This is a genomic window from Pseudomonas sp. NPDC087803, assembly GCF_044742995.1.
Taxonomy (GTDB): domain Bacteria; phylum Pseudomonadota; class Gammaproteobacteria; order Pseudomonadales; family Pseudomonadaceae; genus Aquipseudomonas.
Map to the genome: position 1 here is coordinate 115047 of NZ_JBIUVO010000001.1, position 18442 is coordinate 133488.

14 protein-coding genes are annotated in these 18442 nt (G+C 59.5%); 2 read left to right on the forward strand and 12 right to left on the reverse strand.

Annotated features, from left to right (window positions below; translation table 11 throughout):
- Positions 1-2 precede the first annotated feature (2 nt).
- The 8 genes from ACIOUG_RS00485 to ACIOUG_RS00520 form a co-directional block, all read right to left on the reverse strand.
- The gene (locus ACIOUG_RS00485) at positions 3-1352 is read right to left on the reverse strand and encodes an HlyD family type I secretion periplasmic adaptor subunit (protein ID WP_007963525.1); all 1350 of its coding nucleotides are present in this window, start codon (positions 1350-1352) and stop codon (positions 3-5) included.
- Positions 1349-3124 carry a type I secretion system permease/ATPase gene (locus tag ACIOUG_RS00490; RefSeq protein WP_401061658.1) on the reverse strand — a complete coding sequence of 592 codons (1776 nt, stop codon included), beginning with the start codon at positions 3122-3124 and terminating at the stop codon, positions 1349-1351. Before ACIOUG_RS00490 ends, ACIOUG_RS00485 begins: the two co-directional genes overlap by 4 nt.
- A gap of 205 nt (positions 3125-3329) precedes the next feature.
- Complete coding sequence (locus ACIOUG_RS00495; RefSeq protein ID WP_401062423.1) at positions 3330-3758, reverse strand: AprI/Inh family metalloprotease inhibitor; 429 nt, start codon at positions 3756-3758, stop codon at positions 3330-3332.
- Positions 3759-3851: 93 nt separating this feature from the next.
- The gene (locus ACIOUG_RS00500) at positions 3852-5315 is read right to left on the reverse strand and encodes a serralysin family metalloprotease (RefSeq protein ID WP_401061660.1); all 1464 of its coding nucleotides are present in this window, start codon (positions 5313-5315) and stop codon (positions 3852-3854) included.
- 460 nt (positions 5316-5775) lie between these two features.
- Positions 5776-6861 carry a polyamine ABC transporter substrate-binding protein gene (locus ACIOUG_RS00505; RefSeq protein ID WP_401061661.1) on the reverse strand — a complete coding sequence of 362 codons (1086 nt, stop codon included), beginning with the start codon at positions 6859-6861 and terminating at the stop codon, positions 5776-5778.
- Between the two features lie 55 nt (positions 6862-6916).
- Positions 6917-7261 (reverse strand): cupin domain-containing protein, encoded by a 345-nt coding sequence (locus ACIOUG_RS00510; RefSeq protein WP_401061663.1) that lies wholly within the window; start codon positions 7259-7261, stop codon positions 6917-6919.
- A 31-nt stretch (positions 7262-7292) separates the two neighbouring features.
- Entirely contained in the window at positions 7293-8699 is a 1407-nt protein-coding gene (locus ACIOUG_RS00515) for an NAD(P)/FAD-dependent oxidoreductase (RefSeq protein WP_401061665.1), read from the reverse strand.
- Between the two features lie 52 nt (positions 8700-8751).
- Entirely contained in the window at positions 8752-9567 is an 816-nt protein-coding gene (locus ACIOUG_RS00520; RefSeq protein WP_401061666.1) for a helix-turn-helix domain-containing protein, read from the reverse strand.
- Between the two features lie 263 nt (positions 9568-9830).
- Here ACIOUG_RS00520 and ACIOUG_RS00525 point away from each other — a divergent pair, with 263 nt between their 5' ends.
- Entirely contained in the window at positions 9831-10103 is a 273-nt protein-coding gene (locus ACIOUG_RS00525) for a DUF1652 domain-containing protein (RefSeq protein ID WP_007963535.1), read from the forward strand.
- Positions 10104-10162: 59 nt separating this feature from the next.
- Here the strand turns inward: ACIOUG_RS00525 and ACIOUG_RS00530 are convergent, their stop codons facing one another.
- Positions 10163-12637 (reverse strand): UvrD-helicase domain-containing protein, encoded by a 2475-nt coding sequence (locus ACIOUG_RS00530; RefSeq protein WP_401061668.1) that lies wholly within the window; start codon positions 12635-12637, stop codon positions 10163-10165.
- Positions 12638-12915: 278 nt separating this feature from the next.
- On the opposite strand from ACIOUG_RS00530, the gene ACIOUG_RS00535 reads away from it, so the two are divergent.
- The gene (locus ACIOUG_RS00535; protein WP_401061669.1) at positions 12916-13611 is read left to right on the forward strand and encodes a pirin family protein; all 696 of its coding nucleotides are present in this window, start codon (positions 12916-12918) and stop codon (positions 13609-13611) included.
- 115 nt (positions 13612-13726) lie between these two features.
- Here ACIOUG_RS00535 and pgm read toward each other — a convergent pair whose 3' ends face one another.
- From pgm to ACIOUG_RS00550, 3 genes are all read right to left on the reverse strand, one after another.
- Positions 13727-15373, reverse strand: coding sequence for a phosphoglucomutase (alpha-D-glucose-1,6-bisphosphate-dependent) (gene pgm, locus ACIOUG_RS00540; protein WP_401061671.1), 1647 nt, complete (start codon positions 15371-15373; stop codon positions 13727-13729).
- 96 nt (positions 15374-15469) lie between these two features.
- Positions 15470-16870 carry a PLP-dependent aminotransferase family protein gene (locus ACIOUG_RS00545; protein ID WP_401061673.1) on the reverse strand — a complete coding sequence of 467 codons (1401 nt, stop codon included), beginning with the start codon at positions 16868-16870 and terminating at the stop codon, positions 15470-15472.
- Positions 16871-16906: 36 nt separating this feature from the next.
- The gene (locus ACIOUG_RS00550; RefSeq protein ID WP_401061675.1) at positions 16907-18379 is read right to left on the reverse strand and encodes a hypothetical protein; all 1473 of its coding nucleotides are present in this window, start codon (positions 18377-18379) and stop codon (positions 16907-16909) included.
- Between the last annotated feature and the right edge of the window lie 63 nt (positions 18380-18442).

Consider the following 18442-nt stretch of genomic DNA (forward strand, 5'->3'; position numbering starts at 1 on the left):
CCTTATTCTTCGGTCAACGCGGAGCCGGCCCGATCGAGCAGCGGTTTGAACAGGTAGTTGAGCAGTGAGCGTTCGCCAGTGCGCACGAACATTTCCGCCGGCATACCGGGCTTGATCACCAGGCCATGGAGTTTTTCCATCGCCTGGTCACTGACGCTGCTGCGCAACACGTAGTACGGCACGCCGGTTTTCTCGTCGACCATCTGGTCGGCAGAAATCAGGCTGACCTCACCCGGTACACGCGGGGTCTTGCTCTGGTTGAACGCGGTGAACAGGATATCGACCGGCAGATGCGTGCCGACCTTGTCGATCAGGTTGATCGGCAAGTGCCCTTCGACTTCCAGGGTGGTGCCTTGCGGAACGATTTCCAGCAGGGTTTCGCCCTGACGCACCACGGCGCCTTCGGTGTGCACGCCGAGGTTGACCGCCACTCCATCGGCGGTGGCGAGGATCTCGCTGTGTTGCAGGTCGAAACCGGCCGAGGTCAGTTGCTCGGACAGGGTCACGCTTTTGAGCTGCGCGTCGGCCAGTTGCGTGCGCACTTCCTTCTGGTATTCCTCGCCATGCTGTTGCAGTTTCAGGCGCGACTCGAGGATGCCCTGCTCGACCCGGCCGCTTTCGCCGGTGTTTTCCGCCAGTTGCTGCTGCACTTGCGACAGCTGCCGCTGGTACTCCATCAAGCGGTTGCGCGGGATGTAGCCGTTGTCCGCCAGCGGTTGCAGGTTGCTCAGTTGCTGTTGCAGCGAATCGGCCTGGGCGTTGAGGTCGGTGCGGGCGCGACGCATGCCCGCCAGTTGCGCGGTGGCGCCTTCGATGCTGGCGCGCAGACCGGCTTGCTCGCGGTAGAACGCTTCGCGACGGCTGCTGAACAGTTGACGCTGGCCTTCCAGAACCAGCGCCAGACGCGGATCCGGGTCGTTGCTCAGCTCTGCCGGAAAGGTCACCTGCTTGAGGTTATCGCGCTCGGCCTGCCAGCGTGCGAGGCTGGCCCAGGCCATGCGGTACTGGGCTTGCAGCGACTGCACGTCGGCCGCGACCTGGGTCTGGTCGAGGCGGAACAGTGGCTGACCCTGCTTCACGATCTCGCCTTCGCGTACCAGGATCCGGCTGACCACGCCGGCACTCATCGACTGCACAGCCTTGCGCTTGCCCGACACCACCACGGTGCCTTGCACCGGAATGCCTTGATCCAGCGGCGCGAGGGCCGCCCAGGTGAAGAAACTGCCGGCGCCGACGATGGCCAGAATCCAGCCCATGCGCGCGAAAAATTTCGCATCGCGCTCCGGGCGCTCGGTGACGTACGCGTGTTCCATGGAGGCTTCGTTTTCAGTGTTCATGCTGGCGCTGCTCATACACCCGAATTCCTTGTCGTGGGCTGGTACTGCCGGCTCATGCTGAGCCCGCCCGGTGCCTGCGCAGATTTTTCCCGTGGTTGTTCCTGATTGCCGGACAGCGCCTTGAGCACGTCCTGACTGTTGCCGAATGCCTGCAAACGACCGTCGTTGAGCACCAGCAGCTTGTCGGCCTGGGCCAGCACCGAAGACCGGTGCGTGACCAGCACCACGGTGGTGCCCTTGGCCTTGAGCTGGGCGATGGCGCTGGCCAGCGCGGCTTCACCGACAGTGTCGAGGTTGGAGTTCGGTTCATCGAGCACCACCAGACTCGGATCGCCATACATGGCGCGAGCCAAAGCGACGCGCTGCTTCTGGCCGCCGGACAGGCCGCTGCCGTCCTCGCCCAGCTGCGTGTCATAGCCTTGTGGCAGACGCAGAATCATCTCGTGCACGCCCGCCTGTTGCGCGGCAGCCACGACCTTCTCCGGGTTGGCTTCGCTGAAACGGGCGATGTTCTCGGCGATGCTGCCGCTGAACAGTTCGATGTCTTGAGGCAGGTAGCCGACGTACGGGCCGAGTTCGTCGCGGTTCCAGCGATGGATGTCCGCACCGTCCAGGCGCACGGTGCCGCCGAGGGTCGGCCACACGCCGACCAGCACCCGGGCCAGAGTAGACTTGCCGGAACCGGAAGCGCCGAGTACGCCCAGCACTTCCCCTGCGCCGATACCGAAGTTGACCATGTGCAGAGTTGCCGCACGTTGCCCCGGAGGGCCGGCACTGACTTGCTCAAAAGTAATCTGACCTTTCGGTGCTGGCAGGGCCATGGCGTCGTCGCTTGGCGGAAACGCCTGCAGCAACGAGTCGAGACGACGATAGGCGAGTTTCGCCCCGCTCCACTGCTTCCACACGGCAATCAACTGGTCGATCGGGCTCAGCACCCGGCCCATCAGGATCGAACCGGCAATCATCATCCCGGCGGTCATGTCGCCTTTGATCACCAGCAACGCACCGAGGCCCAGCACCAGCGATTGCAGGCACAGACGCAAGGTCTTACTGATCGAGCTGATTACCGCACCGGTGTCGCTGGCCTGATTCTGCAGGCCGAGAAAACGCGAGTGCACACCGAACCAGCGCTTGCGCAGCGCGCCGAGCATGCCCATGGCCTGGATGGTTTCGGCGTTGTGCAGGTGACTGGTCGCCAGTTGGCTGGACTTCTGCGAGTAACCGGCGGCTTCGCCCAGCGGTTTCTTGGTCATGTATTCGTTGAGGCACGCCAAAGCGATCAGCAACAGCGCACCGGCGGTGGCGAGCACGCCCAGCCAGACATTGAACAGGTAGATCACGAACAGATAGACCGGGAACCACGGCGCATCGAAAAACGCGAACAGCGCCGGCCCGGTGACGAACTGGCGAATGTGGGTCAGGTCGCCCAGCGATTGCCCGGCGTTACCCTCGCCCTTGAACAGGTTGCGTTCGAATGCGGCCTGATAGACCCGCAGGTTGAAGCGGCGCTCCAACTGGCTGCCGATGCGAATCACGATAAAGCTGCGTACCACTTCCAGCATGCCGATGAAGGCAAAGAAGCCGACGACCATCAACGACAACATGGCCAGGGTGGTTTCGTTCTGCGAAGACAACACGCGGTCGTAGACCTGCAGCATATAAATCGAGGGCACCAGCATCAGCACGTTAATCAGTGCGGTAAAGCACCCGACGCTGATCAGAATGCTTTTATAGTCACCCAAAGCCTTGAATAAGGGAGCGGTGGCTGGGGCCTTCGCCATCTTCATTGATTATTCCTGAAATAATATCCCCGCCACTCTTTGGCGGGACGCTTCCAATAATTATCCGTGCGCACATCGGACAGGTTCTTGCAACTTACACTTACACTTCAATAACAACTTCCGTTGTTCGAACGGCTATTCGCCGTATCGGGCTGTCACTTATAACTGCAACGTGAAACCTTATATTCAACGGTGCAGCCAATTTCGCTGTTCACTGCGCTGGCGCATTACGTTTCAGCGTAATCTCCAGTCCCGACTTCAAAGTGCTCAGATAAAGCCCATCACGTTGTCGGCTGAAGAACTGGATTCTTGAACCTTCCTTGCCGGTAATCGACAAGCCGTCCGGTTCAGGAAACCAGCCGATAGGCGCCTCTTCAAGCCATGCCCCCAGGCAGTCGGCGCCCTGGCCCAGTGTCTGGTTGGGCTCAAGATCGATCAGGCAGGTGTTGGACGGTTTGTCCTGCAATGTCTGCGCCTGCGGGGCATCGTCAGGTGCGGTCAGGATGGCCTGCCACTGCCCGGCGAAAACCGATGGATCTTCAAGTCTGAGGCTGCTTGCCATGGTTGTTTCTCCAGAAATCATGATGAACGCCGCCGAAAGCCACGCCATTGCCTTGTAGGTAAAAGCTTTACAGGTCATGAGAATATTCGCTCCGGCACGTAGCCTTGCCCAGTGGTCAAGACGATGCAAGTAAAGAAAGCGGCGCATCGAGCGCCGCTTCCCTGTTTCACATCACGCCACGATATCGCTGGTGGCTGCCTGGCCAACGGTGCTGACCTGGAAGTCCGCCACGCCGTGCCCGGAGAAGTCCACCGACAACAGGCTGTTGCCGCCCGACGAAGTCAGGATCGCGTCGCCGGCTGCACCGGTGAAGCTGCTGACGAAGTGCAGACCGGAACCGTTGGTGATGGCGCTCAGGTCGATTTTGTCCAGACCGCTGACAAAATCGAGGATCTGATCGATCGCACCCGGTTTGGAGTCGGAGCTGGCTGCGAACACAAAGGTGTCCGAACCGGCGCCGCCCCACAGTTTGTCCGCACCACCGGCGCCGTAGATGATGTCGTTGCCGGCACCGCCCTTCAGCTCGTTGGACACACTGTTACCGATCAGCAGGTCGTTGCCCGAACCGCCGATAGCGTTTTCGATGGTCACGCCCTTGGCGATGGACACGTTACCGATCATGCCGCCAACGTCGGAGAACGAGGCTTCATTGAGGTTGATCTTCTGGTTCTGGGTGAAACCCGAGAAGTCGAAGGTGTCCTTGCCGCCCGCATCCCACACCGAGAACACCAGCTTGTCGCTCGACGATGAGGCGCTAAGGAAATCGCGCCCGGCGTTGGAGTTGAAGCCGTAGGTGGTGTCACCGGTACGGGTGTTCATGTTGGCGCCGTAGAGCTTCTGGATGGCTGCGATATCGTCCATCAGCGGACCGGAGGCGTAGGCTTCCACACCGCCCTTGCTGAAGTTCTGGGCGGTGTTGCTTTCGCTCCAGTAACTCATAAGGCTGTAGCCGCGGGTGTCTTGCCCGTAGGACGCATCCTTGTAAGTCGGATTGCCTTCGCCGGCGTTGTAGTCGCCAGGGTGAGACAGGCCCAGGGTGTGACCGATTTCGTGCGTCAGAGTCTGACGCCCGTAATTGTTCAGGCCCGGGGTTTTGTTGACGTCATAGCCACTGCCGGTCAGGTACCAGGACTGACCGTCATAGCCTGGCTCGGTGCCTGGCAGGAACGCAAACGCCGCCGCGCCTTCCTGACCACCGCTGTAGTTACCGAAGGTCATGTGACCATCGCCACCACGGGCCGATTCGGTGAACGTGACGTTGGCGACATCCGCCCAGGATTGCATGGCGAGCACGGCCTGAGCTTTTTGCAGGGCACTGAACTGACTGAAACCGGTGACGCCCAGGCCGCTGAAGTTAGCGGTTTTGGCGGTCAGAAAGGTGTAGGTCAGTTCGATCTTGCCGCTGTTGTCGAGATCGTGCCAGGAGGCACCGTCGCGCAACAATTGAGTGGCGGCTTGATCCACCGAGAAGGACGGTTTGCCATTGACCGTGAGGTTGCCGCCACGATCGTATTGATGGCTGAAGCTATTGATCTGGTTCCAGGCAGAGCTGGTCGCAGCCAGAGATTGCGCTGCGCCGACAGGCACGAATGTGTCTGCGGTGATATCAACAGCATTAGCTTTTACTTTCGACATAAACACACTTCCTTGTTTAGCAATGGAACAGTTTTTGTCAGATAGCGACAATCCCTGGCGAGATCGTCCTATCACTCGCCCAATGAAGGCGTAAGAAACCTGACACAATTTGAAATCTGTCGTCTAGCGTTTTTTTGAGATCAAATTGCACTGTTGCGCAAAACTGCCGTAAACAAAGCCTGCGGGGTCGAAAGATTGTTTTGCCGAGCCTGACTTCGTCCATTTGTCTGACGATTTTCTATTTAAATATTAAATATTGGTAAGTTGTTTTTTGTTAGACGCGTCTCACTTTTCTGCACTCTATTAGTGCGATGCCAGTGTATTGATATCAATTAAAATGCTGCGCTGAAAACACATTGTGGGAGCGGGCTTGCTCGCGAATGCAGCTTATCAATCAACATAATTGCTGACTGAACGGACGCATTCGCGAGCAAGCCCGCTCCCACAGGAATGAAGTGAATCAACTACCCGTTCGGATCTTGTTCCACACCCGCGTGCGAATCCGGTCGATGTTCAGCGGCATGGCTTCCAGCGCGAACAGCTTGCCCATCATCTCCGGGCTCGGGTAGACCTTGGTGTCGCTCTTGATGGCCGGATCGATCAGGCCGTCAGCCTGTTCATTGCCGTTGGCGTAGTGTACGTAATTGCTGATGCCGGCCATCACGTCCGGGCGCAGCAGGTAGTTCATGAACGCGTAACCGGCCTTCTCGTCCGGCGCATCGGCGGGCATGGCGACCATGTCGAACCAGATTGCCGCGCCTTCCTTGGGAATCGCGTAACCGATGTCGATACCGTTCTTCGCTTCCTTGGCGCGGTTTTCCGCCTGCAGGATGTCGCCGGAGAAACCGACCGCCACGCAGATGTCACCGTTGGCCAGGTCGCTGGTGTATTTCGAGGAGTGGAAATAGCTGACATACGGACGGACTTTCATCAGCAGCGCTTCGGCTTTCTTGTAGTCCTCGGGGTTCTTGCTGTGCGGCGGCAAACCCAGATAGTTGAGCGCCGCCGGCAGCAGTTCCGGGCCGTTGTCGAGGATTGCCACGCCGCACTTCTGCAGTTTCTCCATGTACTCGGGCTTGAAGATCAGGTCCCAGGAATCGACCGGCGCGTTGTCACCCAGTACCGCTTTGACCTTGGCGATGTTGTAGCCGATGCCCGTGCTGCCCCACAGGTACGGGAAACCATGCTCGTTGTTCGGGTCGTTGACCTGCAAGGCCCTGAGCAATACCGGGTTGAGGTTTTTCCAGTTCGGCAACTGGCTCTTGTCGAGCTTCTTCAGCGCCCCGCCCTGGATCTGCCGGGCCATGAAGTGGTTGGACGGGAACACCACGTCATAACCGGATTTGCCGGTCATCAACTTGCCGTCGAGGGTTTCGTTGCTGTCGTAGACGTCATAGGTGACGCCGATGCCGGTGTCTTTGTGGAAATCTTTCGTGGTGTCCGGGGCGATGTAGTCCGACCAGTTGTAAACCTTGACCGTTTCGGCGGCATGGCTAATGGAGGCGGCCAGCAACAGCGGCGCCAGAGCGAGGGTTTTCTGGATCATGAGGTGATTCCTGTAGTGGCTATTTTTGTTGGCAGGCAATCAAAGGATCAAGCAATCAGAAAATCAGCACGTAGGTCTTGCGCACGGTCTCCTGGATATCCCAGATGCCGAGCGTGTTGGCCGGCAACATCAGTGCGTCGCCACCTTGTATGTGCAGGGTTTCACCGCCGTCGTCCGGGGTGAACGTGCAACGTCCGGAAATGAAATGGCAGAACTCTTGCGCGGTGATCTGCCGACGCCAGCGCCCGGGCGTGCATTCCCAGACGCCGGTTTCGACGCCGTCGTCGCGCTCGACGCTGGTGGTCGAGGCAATCGCGACCGGCTCACCGAGAGGCACGGCGACCGGGTTGGACTCGTCCAGTTGCAGGGTGGCGGTGTTCTTGAACTGCGTAATGCTCATGGTGGGACCTGTCGTGTGAAGAAAACGGCGGTTAGTGCATGAAACCTTCCATGAAGCCCGCGACCCGGCTGGCGAGCTTGCGCCGCCATGGCGCCGTTGCGGGGCTGGCCAGGGTCTGGTCTTCGTGGACAAAGCTTTTGATGATCGCGTTGTAGCCGAGCCAGCGGCACGGCTCCGGCTCCCAGGCGCGCAGCGCGTGAATCCCGCCGTCCGGCAGCACCCACGGCTGATGCACCAGTTCGGTGTCTCGCTCAAGAATCAGATCCGCCAGGGTGCGCCCGCCGAGGTTGCTGGCACCCACGCCCTCCCCGCCATAACCGCCGGACAGCGCGATGCCATTGGCGCGATCGCAGAGCATGTGCGGCTTGAAGTGCCGGGACATGCCGAGGTTGCCGCCCCAGGCGTGGGTGATCTGCACGTTTTTCAGCTGCGGGAACAGTTCGCCGAACAGATAGCGGCGCAGCTCAACCTCATCACGGGTCAGATCGAAGTTGTGCCGCAGCTTGCCGGCGAACTGGTAACCGCCGCGGGCGCCGAAGATCAGGCGATTGTCGGCACTACGCTGGCCATAGGTGACCTGACGGCTAAACTCGCTGAAGGCCTGGCCACGGTTGAGGCCGATTTCATCCCAGGTCGCTGCCGACAACGGCTCGGTGGCGACAATCAGGCTTTGCACCGGCAACTGATAGCGGCCCAGCGGCGGCAACGTCACCGAATAACCCTCGACGGCCGGCACGATCCAGCGACTGCGCACACTGCCCTTGGCCGTGCGCAAACTGCCGGACTGCCAGTGCGTGACCGGGCTGTTTTCGTAAATTTTCACGCCCATGTTCTGCACGGTGCGCGCCAGACCACGCACCAGTTTCGCCGGGTGGATGGTCGCCACATGCGGCGCATAGATACCGCCGTAGGGTTTCGCCACGCGAATCTGTTGCGCCAGTTGCTCGGGGCTGAGCCAGCGATAATCGTTGTCGGTCAGGCCCTGGCCGTGCAGTTTGTCGAGGTATTCACGCAGGCTGGTTTCCTGCTCCGGATAGCGTGCGGCGCAGTACAGCACCCCGCCTTTGCGGTAATCGCAGTCGATGCCCTCACGTTCGAGGACAACTTCCACTTCATCGGGGATGCTGTGCAGCAGATCGAATGAAGCGCGGCGTTGTTGTGGCGAGAGGCCGGCGAGCAAGCGATCCTCGCCCAGCAGATTGCCCATCAACCAGCCGCCATTGCGCCCGGACGCACCGAAACCGGCGGTTTGCGCCTCGACAATGGCGATATCCAGACCGGGAGCGAGTTTTTTCAGGTAGTACGCAGTCCACAGCCCGGTATAACCGGCGCCAATGATCGCCACGTCGACATCCAGATCCCGCTCCAGTGCCGGCCGCGCAATCAGCGGCTCGTCGAGTTGATCCATCCACAAACTGATAGTGCGCCACGCCGGCATGCAAGACTCCGCCACTGAAAACCTTCGATGGCGTCGATCCTAGTGGCTGACTTCAGCAGCTGTCTTGCGCGCGTGTCCGCAAAGAAATTTGTTTGGCGTAGGCCTTCGGTGACTGGCCGGTGTGTTGGCGGAAACAGCTGTAAAACGCTGACAGCGAGTTGAAACCGGCGGCAAACGCCAACTCGTCGATGCGCAGCGGCGGCGTGGCCTGATCAAGCGACTTGAGCAAGTGCTGCAGGCGTGCCTGATTGACGTAGCGGTAGAAGCTCTGCCCCAGCACCTGATTGAGCAAGTAGGAAATCTGATTGCGGCTGTACCCGCACTCCCTCGCCACCCGTTGCAGATCCAGTTCTGGATCGAGGTATGGCTGCTGCCGCTCAAAATACTGCTGCAGATCCTCGGCCATGAAACTGATCTGGCGCGGTGACAAGCCCAGACGGCTGACTGCCGGTCGCTGACTGGGCGCGGCGGCGCCACTGGTTTGTGCGCGAACCAGCGAGGCGTATTCGTTGACCCGCCAGATCAAGCCGTCCTTGACCGTGATCGCTTCGCTGGAACGGAACGACACCAGCCCGTCGCCGCCGCGCAACGTCACTTCGTACTGAATGAACGCGGTGTTGCCATCCACGCGGATCCGGTCGCAATGCTCCAGCGCTTCGTCGGATTCTCGCGGCATGCTCACGCGTACGTACTCGCGCAGTTCGTCGAGGCCAAGAACGCGGTTCTGAAAGAAATCGTTGTACTGGACGTCCGGGTGATACAGCGCCATGACGCTGTCCAGATCGCGGTGTTTCCAGCTCAGGTGGTAACGCATGACCGTGGCAGCCGTGGCCGGGGTCTGTTCTGGGCCGTCATCGTCGGCGTGCATAAAGGGCTCGGTGCAAAAGAACCGAGCTTGCCCAACTTCGTCAAAACGATCAACGAGCAAACCGTAGTGGCCTTTTGGCGATCACTGACCGGAGCGTGACTTACATCAAAAAACGCGCAGCAATCGCAAAATGAACTGAAAAATCTCACAGAGATTTCACATGTGGATGCTACTTTTAACCTCACTGACCGGTTGAGCCAATGAAGGCTCTTCCCACCTAACATGAGCAAAAGGAAGCGCTCGATGAAGAAGGCGGGCAACACATGAATAAAGGCTCCAGTAAAGTCACGTTTCCCAATGCGTGCCAACTGATGCGTTGGCACTTTCATCCCATGGGTTTTGAGGCAACGATGGATGCGCCGGGCAGCATGATTGCTCGTCTGTTTGATCGTGCCAGCGGCGAAACGATGATCGCCATCGCCGGAATCCCGTGTGCCACGGTGATGAACGCGGCCGACGTCGAGCGCATTATCGAGGCTGTGGAAGATGAACTGGAGGCTTTCATTCCTCCGGAATCTTTCAGGAGTTATGCATAAGCTATTGTTTTAAATGAAAAAGCCCGCCAAGAAATAGCGGGCTTTTTTGTGCGCGATGGTTACCCGGCTCTGGCTTGCGAGCGGTGATCGACAAAGAATGCCTTGCCTTGGGTCACCCGGTCAGACGCCCTCGGCATGTTCACTGCCTGGCTATCTTGCGGTTCGACGTACCAGTAGCAATGGCTGACCGCTCGGGTGATGCCAACGTAGGCCAGACGCAGGATTTCGTCCTTTTGCGCCGTGTCATAAGGCTCACTGTCACCGGCCTTGCCCAGCCCGGCCATGCGGTACACCTGGTTTTTGTACGGTGAGCTGGTCAGGTGCTGGCAATCACCAAGCAGGAACACGGCGTCTGCTTGTAGACCTTTGGCGCTGTGATAGGTCAGCTGTTTCAAGCGCCGCGCCTCGTACGGCAAGCTCGAATCAACATTAAGTACTGCCTGAATATGCTGCTCCATCAATAACTTATCGCTACTTTTTCGATAAAGCATCAAGATTGAATCGCCGCGATTGTAGTGCTCGGCCAGCCGCTGCCCCAAAGCCTGATCATCGCGCTCCAGCACATTTACTGGCTGCATGGGCTTGGCGGCGCCGCTGGCCTTGGCCTTCTTGCCGGGTATTGCCGGCGCTGCGCGGACGATGTGTTCGGCGGCGTCGATGATGTGCTGATGGCTGCGGTAGTTGTCACTGAGCATTACTCGCGTGGTGCTCGGCGACGGGAATTCCTTGTTGAACTCCATGAAGTAACTCGGCGAACTGCCGCGCCAGCCGTAGATTGACTGCCAGTCATCACCCACACAGAGCAGCGACGAACGCTGCGCTCCCCGCCCGACATGCATGGCCGGACCGCGACTGCGGATTTCCGCGAGGGTTGCACGGATCCACGAAACGATCTGCGGCGATACGTCCTGAAACTCGTCGATCATCAGATGCGACATGGGTCGCAGCAGCTCATCACTGAGCAGCTTGAGATTTTCTGGTGAATGCTCGCTGAACAACGCAAACATTCGGTTGTAGGTCATCACCGGTGGCTTTTGATCAAGCAGATGATCTTCCAGTGCGCGCCAGAACAGACTCAGCGCCTCGAAGAAGAACCGGTCTGGGTCGTCCTTGGCAAAACTCATTCGGCCGACAGCGTCTGGCACATCCAGCCCAAGGTTTTCGATGAAACCGGCCGCCGCGACAAAACAGTCCAGCAGCGGCGCCGAGACCAGCTCACCTTTGACCTTGTAGTCGAAGCCTGGACCGGCGCTCGCGTCGCCCGCCAATGTCGTCAAAACGCGTTTTGATGCTTCGTAGCTATCCAGCCAAATCAATGGCTTACGACAGAAAGCTTGAAATAGAGTGCGCTTTACAGCCCACTCGGCGCGCACGCTGAGTTTGGCGTTGGGGCGGCAGATCTGCGGATTTTCCCGGGGATCGAAGCCGAGCACCACCCAGGCATCGAGGCTGGGGATATAGCCATGGCAGTGAAAGGTTGAACCGTTGATCTCGAAAGTCTGGCGGTTGGGCTCGATGCCCTTGATCGGCCAGGCGCCGGCGCGAAACCACAGGTCTTCGATGGCATCGCACAGTTCCTCGTCGCGCTTGGCCGCCAATTCGGTCACCGCCATGCGCTTCTGCACGTCCGGGTGATCGCGCTCGATTTCCTTGAGCTGCAACGCAGCTTTGGCCAGCGGCTGAATCAACTGGCGGAAACGCTCGTCTTGATTGAATAACCGGTGATAGCAGGCGTTGAGCTGCTGACGCTGAGCATCATTGATCCGCAGATCGAACGGGTTGCTGTCGACCTCTTCGTCAGCGCCCTGCGCTCGATTGCTGAGATTTTCAAAGGCCTGCAGGCGCTCGAACCCCGGCAAGCTGCGAACCATGGGCAGAATGCGCGAGTGAAAGGTACGCACCAGTTCCCGCGCCTGTTTCAGGCTCAATGCCTGGCCCCAGAGCGCGAACAGCTCGATCAGCTTATTGATGAAATCCTTGCGCGACTCACGGGTGAAGGTCACCACGGTCATCGAGTCGAGTTCAAAGCCCAGATAATGCGTGAGCAACAGGATGCGCAGTACCAGCGTGGTCGACTTGCCCGCCCCGGCCCCGGCGATTACCGAAGTCGAGGGCGTGTCACTGAAGATCATCTTCCATTGCGCGGCGCTCGGCTGGGCGTGCTCGGGCAGCAGGCGCGCTACGTCGGCCTTCATGCGTTTCTTCAGGTCCGCACTCAGTGGCAGACGCCAATCATCGAACAGATGGTTGTCGACGCTCGGCGGACGATGCTCAGTGCTGCGGCTGTCACGAATCAGCAGAACCTGACGGCCTTCCTCCAGGCCTTCGAGTTTTCCCTCTTTGAAGCCGTACTCCACGCCGGCAGTGTGGCCACTGCGAAAACCGTCAGCCTGACCGTGCAGCCAGGAAGCACGGTGCTGGGCGCGCAAACGCGTCAGGCCGTGGCCGAAGAAGCGCGCGGCCAGTCGCTTGAACCATGGCATCTCGGCCAATGGACGAAGTTCGGGAGGCAGATCGGGAGTGTGTTGCGCCACGCTGACGGGCTCCAGTGTGTGAGGCTGTTGGGGCTATGGTGTCTTTAATTGCCCGTGAGTTCTAGCGAAATGCTTACAGGTCATTGGTTTAGGCGATGAACTGAAAGTTGGATGAGATATTTTCGAGCCGGTTTCTTATCAACGTATTCGATGAGAATGCCGCAGTTTTTCCGCTTTTTCTCGATGATTGACTGATGGATGATGCCAGTCATTAACCGACGGTCTCGCTTCGTGGCTCTGGCGTTACGCCCCATGACGAACCTTTTGAGGAGACGATCATGCTTGAACTCAGACCTTTCAACACGCTGGGCGGCGCTCATCACGGCTGGTTGGATGCCCATCACCACTTTTCGTTCGCCGAGTACTACGATCCACAGCGCATGAACTGGGGCAACCTGCGGGTATGGAACGATGACGTGATCGCTGCCGGCACTGGATTCCCGCAGCACCCGCACCGCGACATGGAAATCATCACCTACGTACGTGAAGGTGCGATTACCCACCAGGACAACCTTGGCAACAAGGGCCGCACTGAAGCGGGCGACGTGCAGGTCATGAGCGCCGGTACCGGCATCGCCCACAGCGAGTACAACCTGGAAGATAAAGAAACGCGGATTTTTCAGATCTGGATTCTGCCGACCGAAACCGGCGCACCGCCATCGTGGGGCGCCAAGCAGTTCCCCAAAGGTCAGCGTGAAGGCTTCGTGACCCTGGCCAGTGGCAAGGATGGCGACGACCAGAGCCTGCGTATTCGCGCCGACGCGCGATTGGTCGCGGCGAATATCAAGGCTGGGGAAACGGCTGAATATCGTCTGGATGCCGGACGCCGGGCTTACCTGGTGCCTGCCACCGGTTTGATTGAAGTCAATGGCTTGCGCGCGCAAGCTCGAGACGGTGTTGCTGTGGAACAGGAGTCGGTACTGACCGTGACCGCGCTTGAAGACAGCGAAATCGTGTTGGTGGACTTGGCTTGATAGCCTGATTTTCAGGCAAAAAAAGGGGCGACCGTCATGGCCGCCCCTTTTTTTGTAGTCTTTGTGGTGAGGGGATTCATCCCCTCACCACAGAAAGAACTCACCTCCCTGAAGTTCACTTGGTGCTGATCGCACCATCCACCAGGGTTTGCGCTTCGGCCACCAGTTGCTTGAGGTGGTCGTCGCCAATGAAGCTTTCGGCGTAGATCTTGTAGATGTCTTCGGTGCCCGAAGGACGTGCGGCGAACCAACCGTTTTCGGTCATCACCTTCAAGCCACCGATGGCCTGATCGTTGCCCGGCGCGTGACTGAGAATGCTCTGAATCTTCTCGCCGGCCAGCTCGGTCGAAGTCACTTGCTCCGGCGCCAGCTTGCTCAGCAGCGCTTTCTGCTCAGGGTTGGCCTTGGCATCGACGCGCACCGAGAACGGCTCGCCCAGTTCATCGGTCAGTGCGCGATAAGCCTGGCTTGGATCACGGCCAGTACGGGCAGTCATTTCCGCCGCCAGCAGGGCTGGAATCAAGCCGTCCTTGTCGGTGCTCCACACGCCGCCATCCTTGCGCAGGAACGAAGCGCCAGCACTCTCCTCGCCACCAAAACCCAGCGAGCCGTCGAACAGACCATCGGCAAACCATTTGAAACCCACCGGCACTTCGTACAGACGACGCCCCAGGCGCTTGGCCACGCGATCAATCAGACCGCTGCTGACCACGGTTTTACCCACGGCGGCATCGGCGCGCCATTGCGGACGATTCTGGAACAGGTAGTCGATGGACACCGCGAGATAGTTGTTCGGCGCCAGCAGACCACCCGAAGGGGTGACGATGCCGTGACGGTCGTGATCCGGGTCGCAGGCGAAGGCCACATCGTATCTTTCCTTGAGACCGATCAAACCTTGCATCGCATGGTTGGACGATGGGTCCATGCGGATCTGCCCGTCCCAATCGACCGTCATGAAACGGAATGTCGAATCGACCTGCTTGTTCACCACATTCAGATCAAGACGGTAATGTTCGGCAATCGCCGACCAGTAGCGCACCCCTGCTCCGCCCAGCGGATCGACACCCAGACGCAGCCCGGCGTCACGGATGGCATCGAAGTCGATCACGTTGATCAGGTCGGCGACATACGTGTTCAGATAGTCATGACGGTGGGTGGTGCTGGCCTTGAGCGCCTGTTCGTAGCTGATGCGCTTGACGCCGGCCAGTTTGTTGGCGAGCAATTCGTTGGCCTTGGCTTCGATCCACTTGGTGATGTGGGTATCGGCCGGGCCGCCATTGGTGGGGTTGTATTTGTAGCCACCGCTTTGCGGCGGATTGTGCGACGGCGTAATGACGATGCCATCGGCCAGGCCCGAGGTGCGGCCACGGTTGTAGCAGAGAATCGCGTGAGATACCGCCGGCGTCGGCGTGTATTCGTCCCCTTCGGCAATCATCACGGTTACGCCGTTGGCGGCCAGCACTTCCAGCGCACTCGCACCGGCCGGGGTCGACAGCGCATGGGTATCGATGCCGACGAACAACGGGCCAGTGATGCCTTGGGCTTCGCGGTACAGGCAGATCGCCTGGCTGATCGCCAGAACGTGCCACTCATTGAAGCTCAGATCGAAGGAGCTGCCGCGGTGGCCAGAAGTACCAAACGCCACACGCTGAGTGGAAATCGAAGCGTCCGGTTGGCCGGTGTAATAAGCCGTTACCAGTCGCGGGATATCGACCAACAATTCTGCCGGTGCCGGTTTGCCCGCAAAAGGACTGATAGTCATGCAAAACCTCTGAAATAGAGTGGTTCAGGAAATACAGCGCAGTTTACTGGCAGTTTGACCACAGCGCGAAGGGATCTATCCGACAGATTTCAACATTCATTCCAGGGCTGCCAGACGCAACGCATCACCCAACATTGCAATGGCTCCCGGCAAGCCGTTTTCATCCTGATCCAGCAGATTCAGGCGCAGATGACGACGATGCAGGCCGTGCAAGCTGAACAATTCGCCCGGGGCGATCAATACCTGTTGCCCGAGCAGGCGCTGAAACACATCGCGCATGTTCACCGGACGCAGTGCCTGCACCCAGACCGTCGCACCGCCCTGCGGCTCGACAACCTGCAAAGCATCACCCAAACGCTCGCGCAACAGCTGGATCATCGGGGTCCGGCGCTCCTTGAGGAGACGGCGGAGCACGTGCAGATGCTGGTCGATCCGACCGTTTCCGTACAAGCGAGCGATGGCCTTCTGGCGGATGGGCGACAAGCGGAACGATCGCAGCAGAAAATGCCGGAGCATTTCGCTGCGCCATTGGCGCGACAACACGAACCCGTAGGGGGCTTCGACACCAATGATCTTCTCGAATGTGGAGAACACCAGCAGCCGGTCAGGGTCCAGCCGATCGCGCCAACGCTCACCCTCCATCGCATCACCCAACTCGCCATAGCAGTCGTTTTCCAGCACCCAGGTGCCATGCTCGCCAAGCAGCCTGGCAATGTTGATGCGGTTATCCGCAGGAACCTGGGTGCCGCGCGGCATGCACAGACCCGACGACAGCAGAACCAGCCGCACGTCCCCGGTACTCAGCAAGGCTTCCAATCGTTGCGGCTCCAACCCACCGCAGGCCTGCAACGGCAGCTCGATCACGCGCACCTCTGCCGCTTGCAGCAGCCGCAGTATCACCCAGTCACAGGGAGACTCGACCAGAACAGTGGCGTGTTTGAGTTGCAGCACGGCAATCAGGATTTCCAGGACGCCGCGCAGATCCGCGCCGATGTAGACATCCTCAGCATGCCAGCATTGCCTCGGCGAGGTGGTGTAACGGGCTGCCAGCACCGTGCGCAATTCCAGCTCGCCGCAAGGCTGGTCGAGTAGCGCTGGCTGTCTGGGGTACTGCCGCAGCAGTTCGCGCTCCAGCAACAGCAACGGACTGTCCAGCGATTGCACCGACACCGGATCTTCACCACTCAGCAGGCACATGCCCGGGCGCCGCGCATTGACGTAGAGCGTTTCGAGCAAGTCATTGCCGACGTCTGAAGACGTCGGCGCCACCACCGCGCGGGCGTAATAACCGGACTTGGCGACGGAATACACCCGCCCTTCCTTCTCCAGTAGCGAGTAGGCGTATTGAATGGTCGAAATCGACACATTCAGGCGATCTGCCAACTGGCGCAGTGAAGGCAGTCGGGTATTGCCATCACCCCCCGACTCGGCCATCAATCGCATCAGATAACGATAGACGGCCTGATAAGCGAAACCGGGCTCCCGTGCGGTCTTCATGAGATGCCCACTCTGGATACCGGTGCGGCAAACACCTCAACGTCCCGCTGACCGGTCACCCACATCGGTGTCGATGTCGTCAGGATCCGCCGGGGCGACTGCCGCTTCCATGGCCTGCGAGACCGCACCGCGCACCGGCAGCGGCGCCATGGCGTAGAGATGGCTGATCAGCCTGACCGGCAGACCGCTGACATCCGTCATCCACTGCAGCACTTGCTCCGGACCGTGCAGCCCCTGCATCGCCCGGTGTAAATCGGGCATCGCCACCAGCATGCCGGGATGACAGCGGCGCAGAAAGCGTTCGAGTCCGGCTCCGCTTTCTATGAATGGGGTGAACAACAGGCAGACCCATTGCGCTTCATTCAGACCGTAGGTCTTTTGGAGGCCGTCTGCCGCCGCATCACGCAGTACATCCAGCGCCTGGCCCTGTCCGAGTCTGGCGATCATCTGCTCGCAGACCGGCTCCGGCACTTTTTGCTGTTGCATGTGCGCCAGCATGCGCTGGACATGCTCGGAAAACCCGGCGTCATAGCTGCGCCCATCAATGAATTCGGCCTCAAGGCCACGCAAATGGGCTTCGATCAAAGGATCGGCGTATTCACCTTCTCCCTGCTGGATCAGCCACTCCTGGGCCTGAAACCCGAGAAACTCGCTGAGCAACGGCCAGCGTTCTTCAAGATTGCTCACCGCCATGTCGTGGATGTCGACAAATGTGGCGCGCCGGCAGGCTTCGAACCCACCTTCGGGACGCCAGCACTGCCGCTCGGATTCGGCGTAGAAACCGCGGTAGATGTCCCCGCCCAAACCGTCGAGCAAGGTAAACAACTCGTCGAAGGTCCCGGCGTTGGTCGGCAATGCACCCAGACCGGCCTTCTGCACGGCCCGATCGAGGTTGTCGATGAATTGTTTCTGGCGCCGCGGCGACTCGCTGGCCACCCACGCATCGACCCCATGGCCCCAGCGGGCAATCTGGCCGCAAAACTCGGCCCACGCCAGACAGGCGTCGTCCCATAGTTCAAGGCGCTCATCCCGGGCTCGTCGGTGCCCCATCATCAGCAGATGGGTGCGGTTGGCATCCGCGCTGTCGCTGTCGAGTGGTGCCAGGTGATTGAACGGCAACACCTGGCGATGATCCACCATCAGCAACTCGACCCTCGGGTCGTCGTAAAGAAACAGGGCACCGTAGCTGCGGTGCAGGTTGTCCAGCGCCGTACCCGCGGCGCTTGAGCGCAAGGTGGCCACCCGCAGCTGAAAGGTGGCCGGCGCACGTCCGGCGATACTCAACTGCGCGGCGCGTAGCAACGCCAGGGTGTAGCAGCTGTCACGGGTGCCACCCGGCGTGATCAGTACCTTGTAGTCCCCCAAGCGCTCCATGCCGCCGGCGGCGACCACCAGCCGTTGAATCAGCAACTGCAGCGCCGTCCGTTCGGCTCTGGAAAAGAAACTCAGCAGTCGCTGCAAAACTTGCTGGTAGACATAGTTCATTGCCTGATCATGGATCGTGCTCATCAGTACTTTACCCGACGTAAAAAATTCATATCGCGCATCAGCGAAGACGCTGGCGCAATAAAT

Excerpts from the sequence above, each read along its gene's own strand:
- ACIOUG_RS00520 (WP_401061666.1), bottom strand. The coding sequence starts at position 9,567 with ATGCACGCCGACGATGACGGCCCAGAACAGACCCCGGCCACGGCTGCC.
- ACIOUG_RS00515 (WP_401061665.1), bottom strand. The coding sequence starts at position 8,699 with ATGCCGGCGTGGCGCACTATCAGTTTGTGGATGGATCAACTCGACGAG.
- ACIOUG_RS00495 (WP_401062423.1), bottom strand. The coding sequence starts at position 3,758 with ATGACCTGTAAAGCTTTTACCTACAAGGCAATGGCGTGGCTTTCGGCG.
- ACIOUG_RS00485 (WP_007963525.1), bottom strand. The coding sequence starts at position 1,352 with ATGAGCAGCGCCAGCATGAACACTGAAAACGAAGCCTCCATGGAACAC.
- pgm (WP_401061671.1), bottom strand. The coding sequence starts at position 15,373 with ATGACTATCAGTCCTTTTGCGGGCAAACCGGCACCGGCAGAATTGTTG.
- ACIOUG_RS00505 (WP_401061661.1), bottom strand. The coding sequence starts at position 6,861 with ATGATCCAGAAAACCCTCGCTCTGGCGCCGCTGTTGCTGGCCGCCTCC.
- ACIOUG_RS00535 (WP_401061669.1), top strand. The coding sequence starts at position 12,916 with ATGCTTGAACTCAGACCTTTCAACACGCTGGGCGGCGCTCATCACGGC.
- ACIOUG_RS00510 (WP_401061663.1), bottom strand. The coding sequence starts at position 7,261 with ATGAGCATTACGCAGTTCAAGAACACCGCCACCCTGCAACTGGACGAG.
- ACIOUG_RS00490 (WP_401061658.1), bottom strand. The coding sequence starts at position 3,124 with ATGAAGATGGCGAAGGCCCCAGCCACCGCTCCCTTATTCAAGGCTTTG.
- ACIOUG_RS00525 (WP_007963535.1), top strand. The coding sequence starts at position 9,831 with ATGAATAAAGGCTCCAGTAAAGTCACGTTTCCCAATGCGTGCCAACTG.
- ACIOUG_RS00500 (WP_401061660.1), bottom strand. The coding sequence starts at position 5,315 with ATGTCGAAAGTAAAAGCTAATGCTGTTGATATCACCGCAGACACATTC.
- ACIOUG_RS00545 (WP_401061673.1), bottom strand. The coding sequence starts at position 16,870 with ATGAAGACCGCACGGGAGCCCGGTTTCGCTTATCAGGCCGTCTATCGT.
- ACIOUG_RS00550 (WP_401061675.1), bottom strand. The coding sequence starts at position 18,379 with ATGAGCACGATCCATGATCAGGCAATGAACTATGTCTACCAGCAAGTT.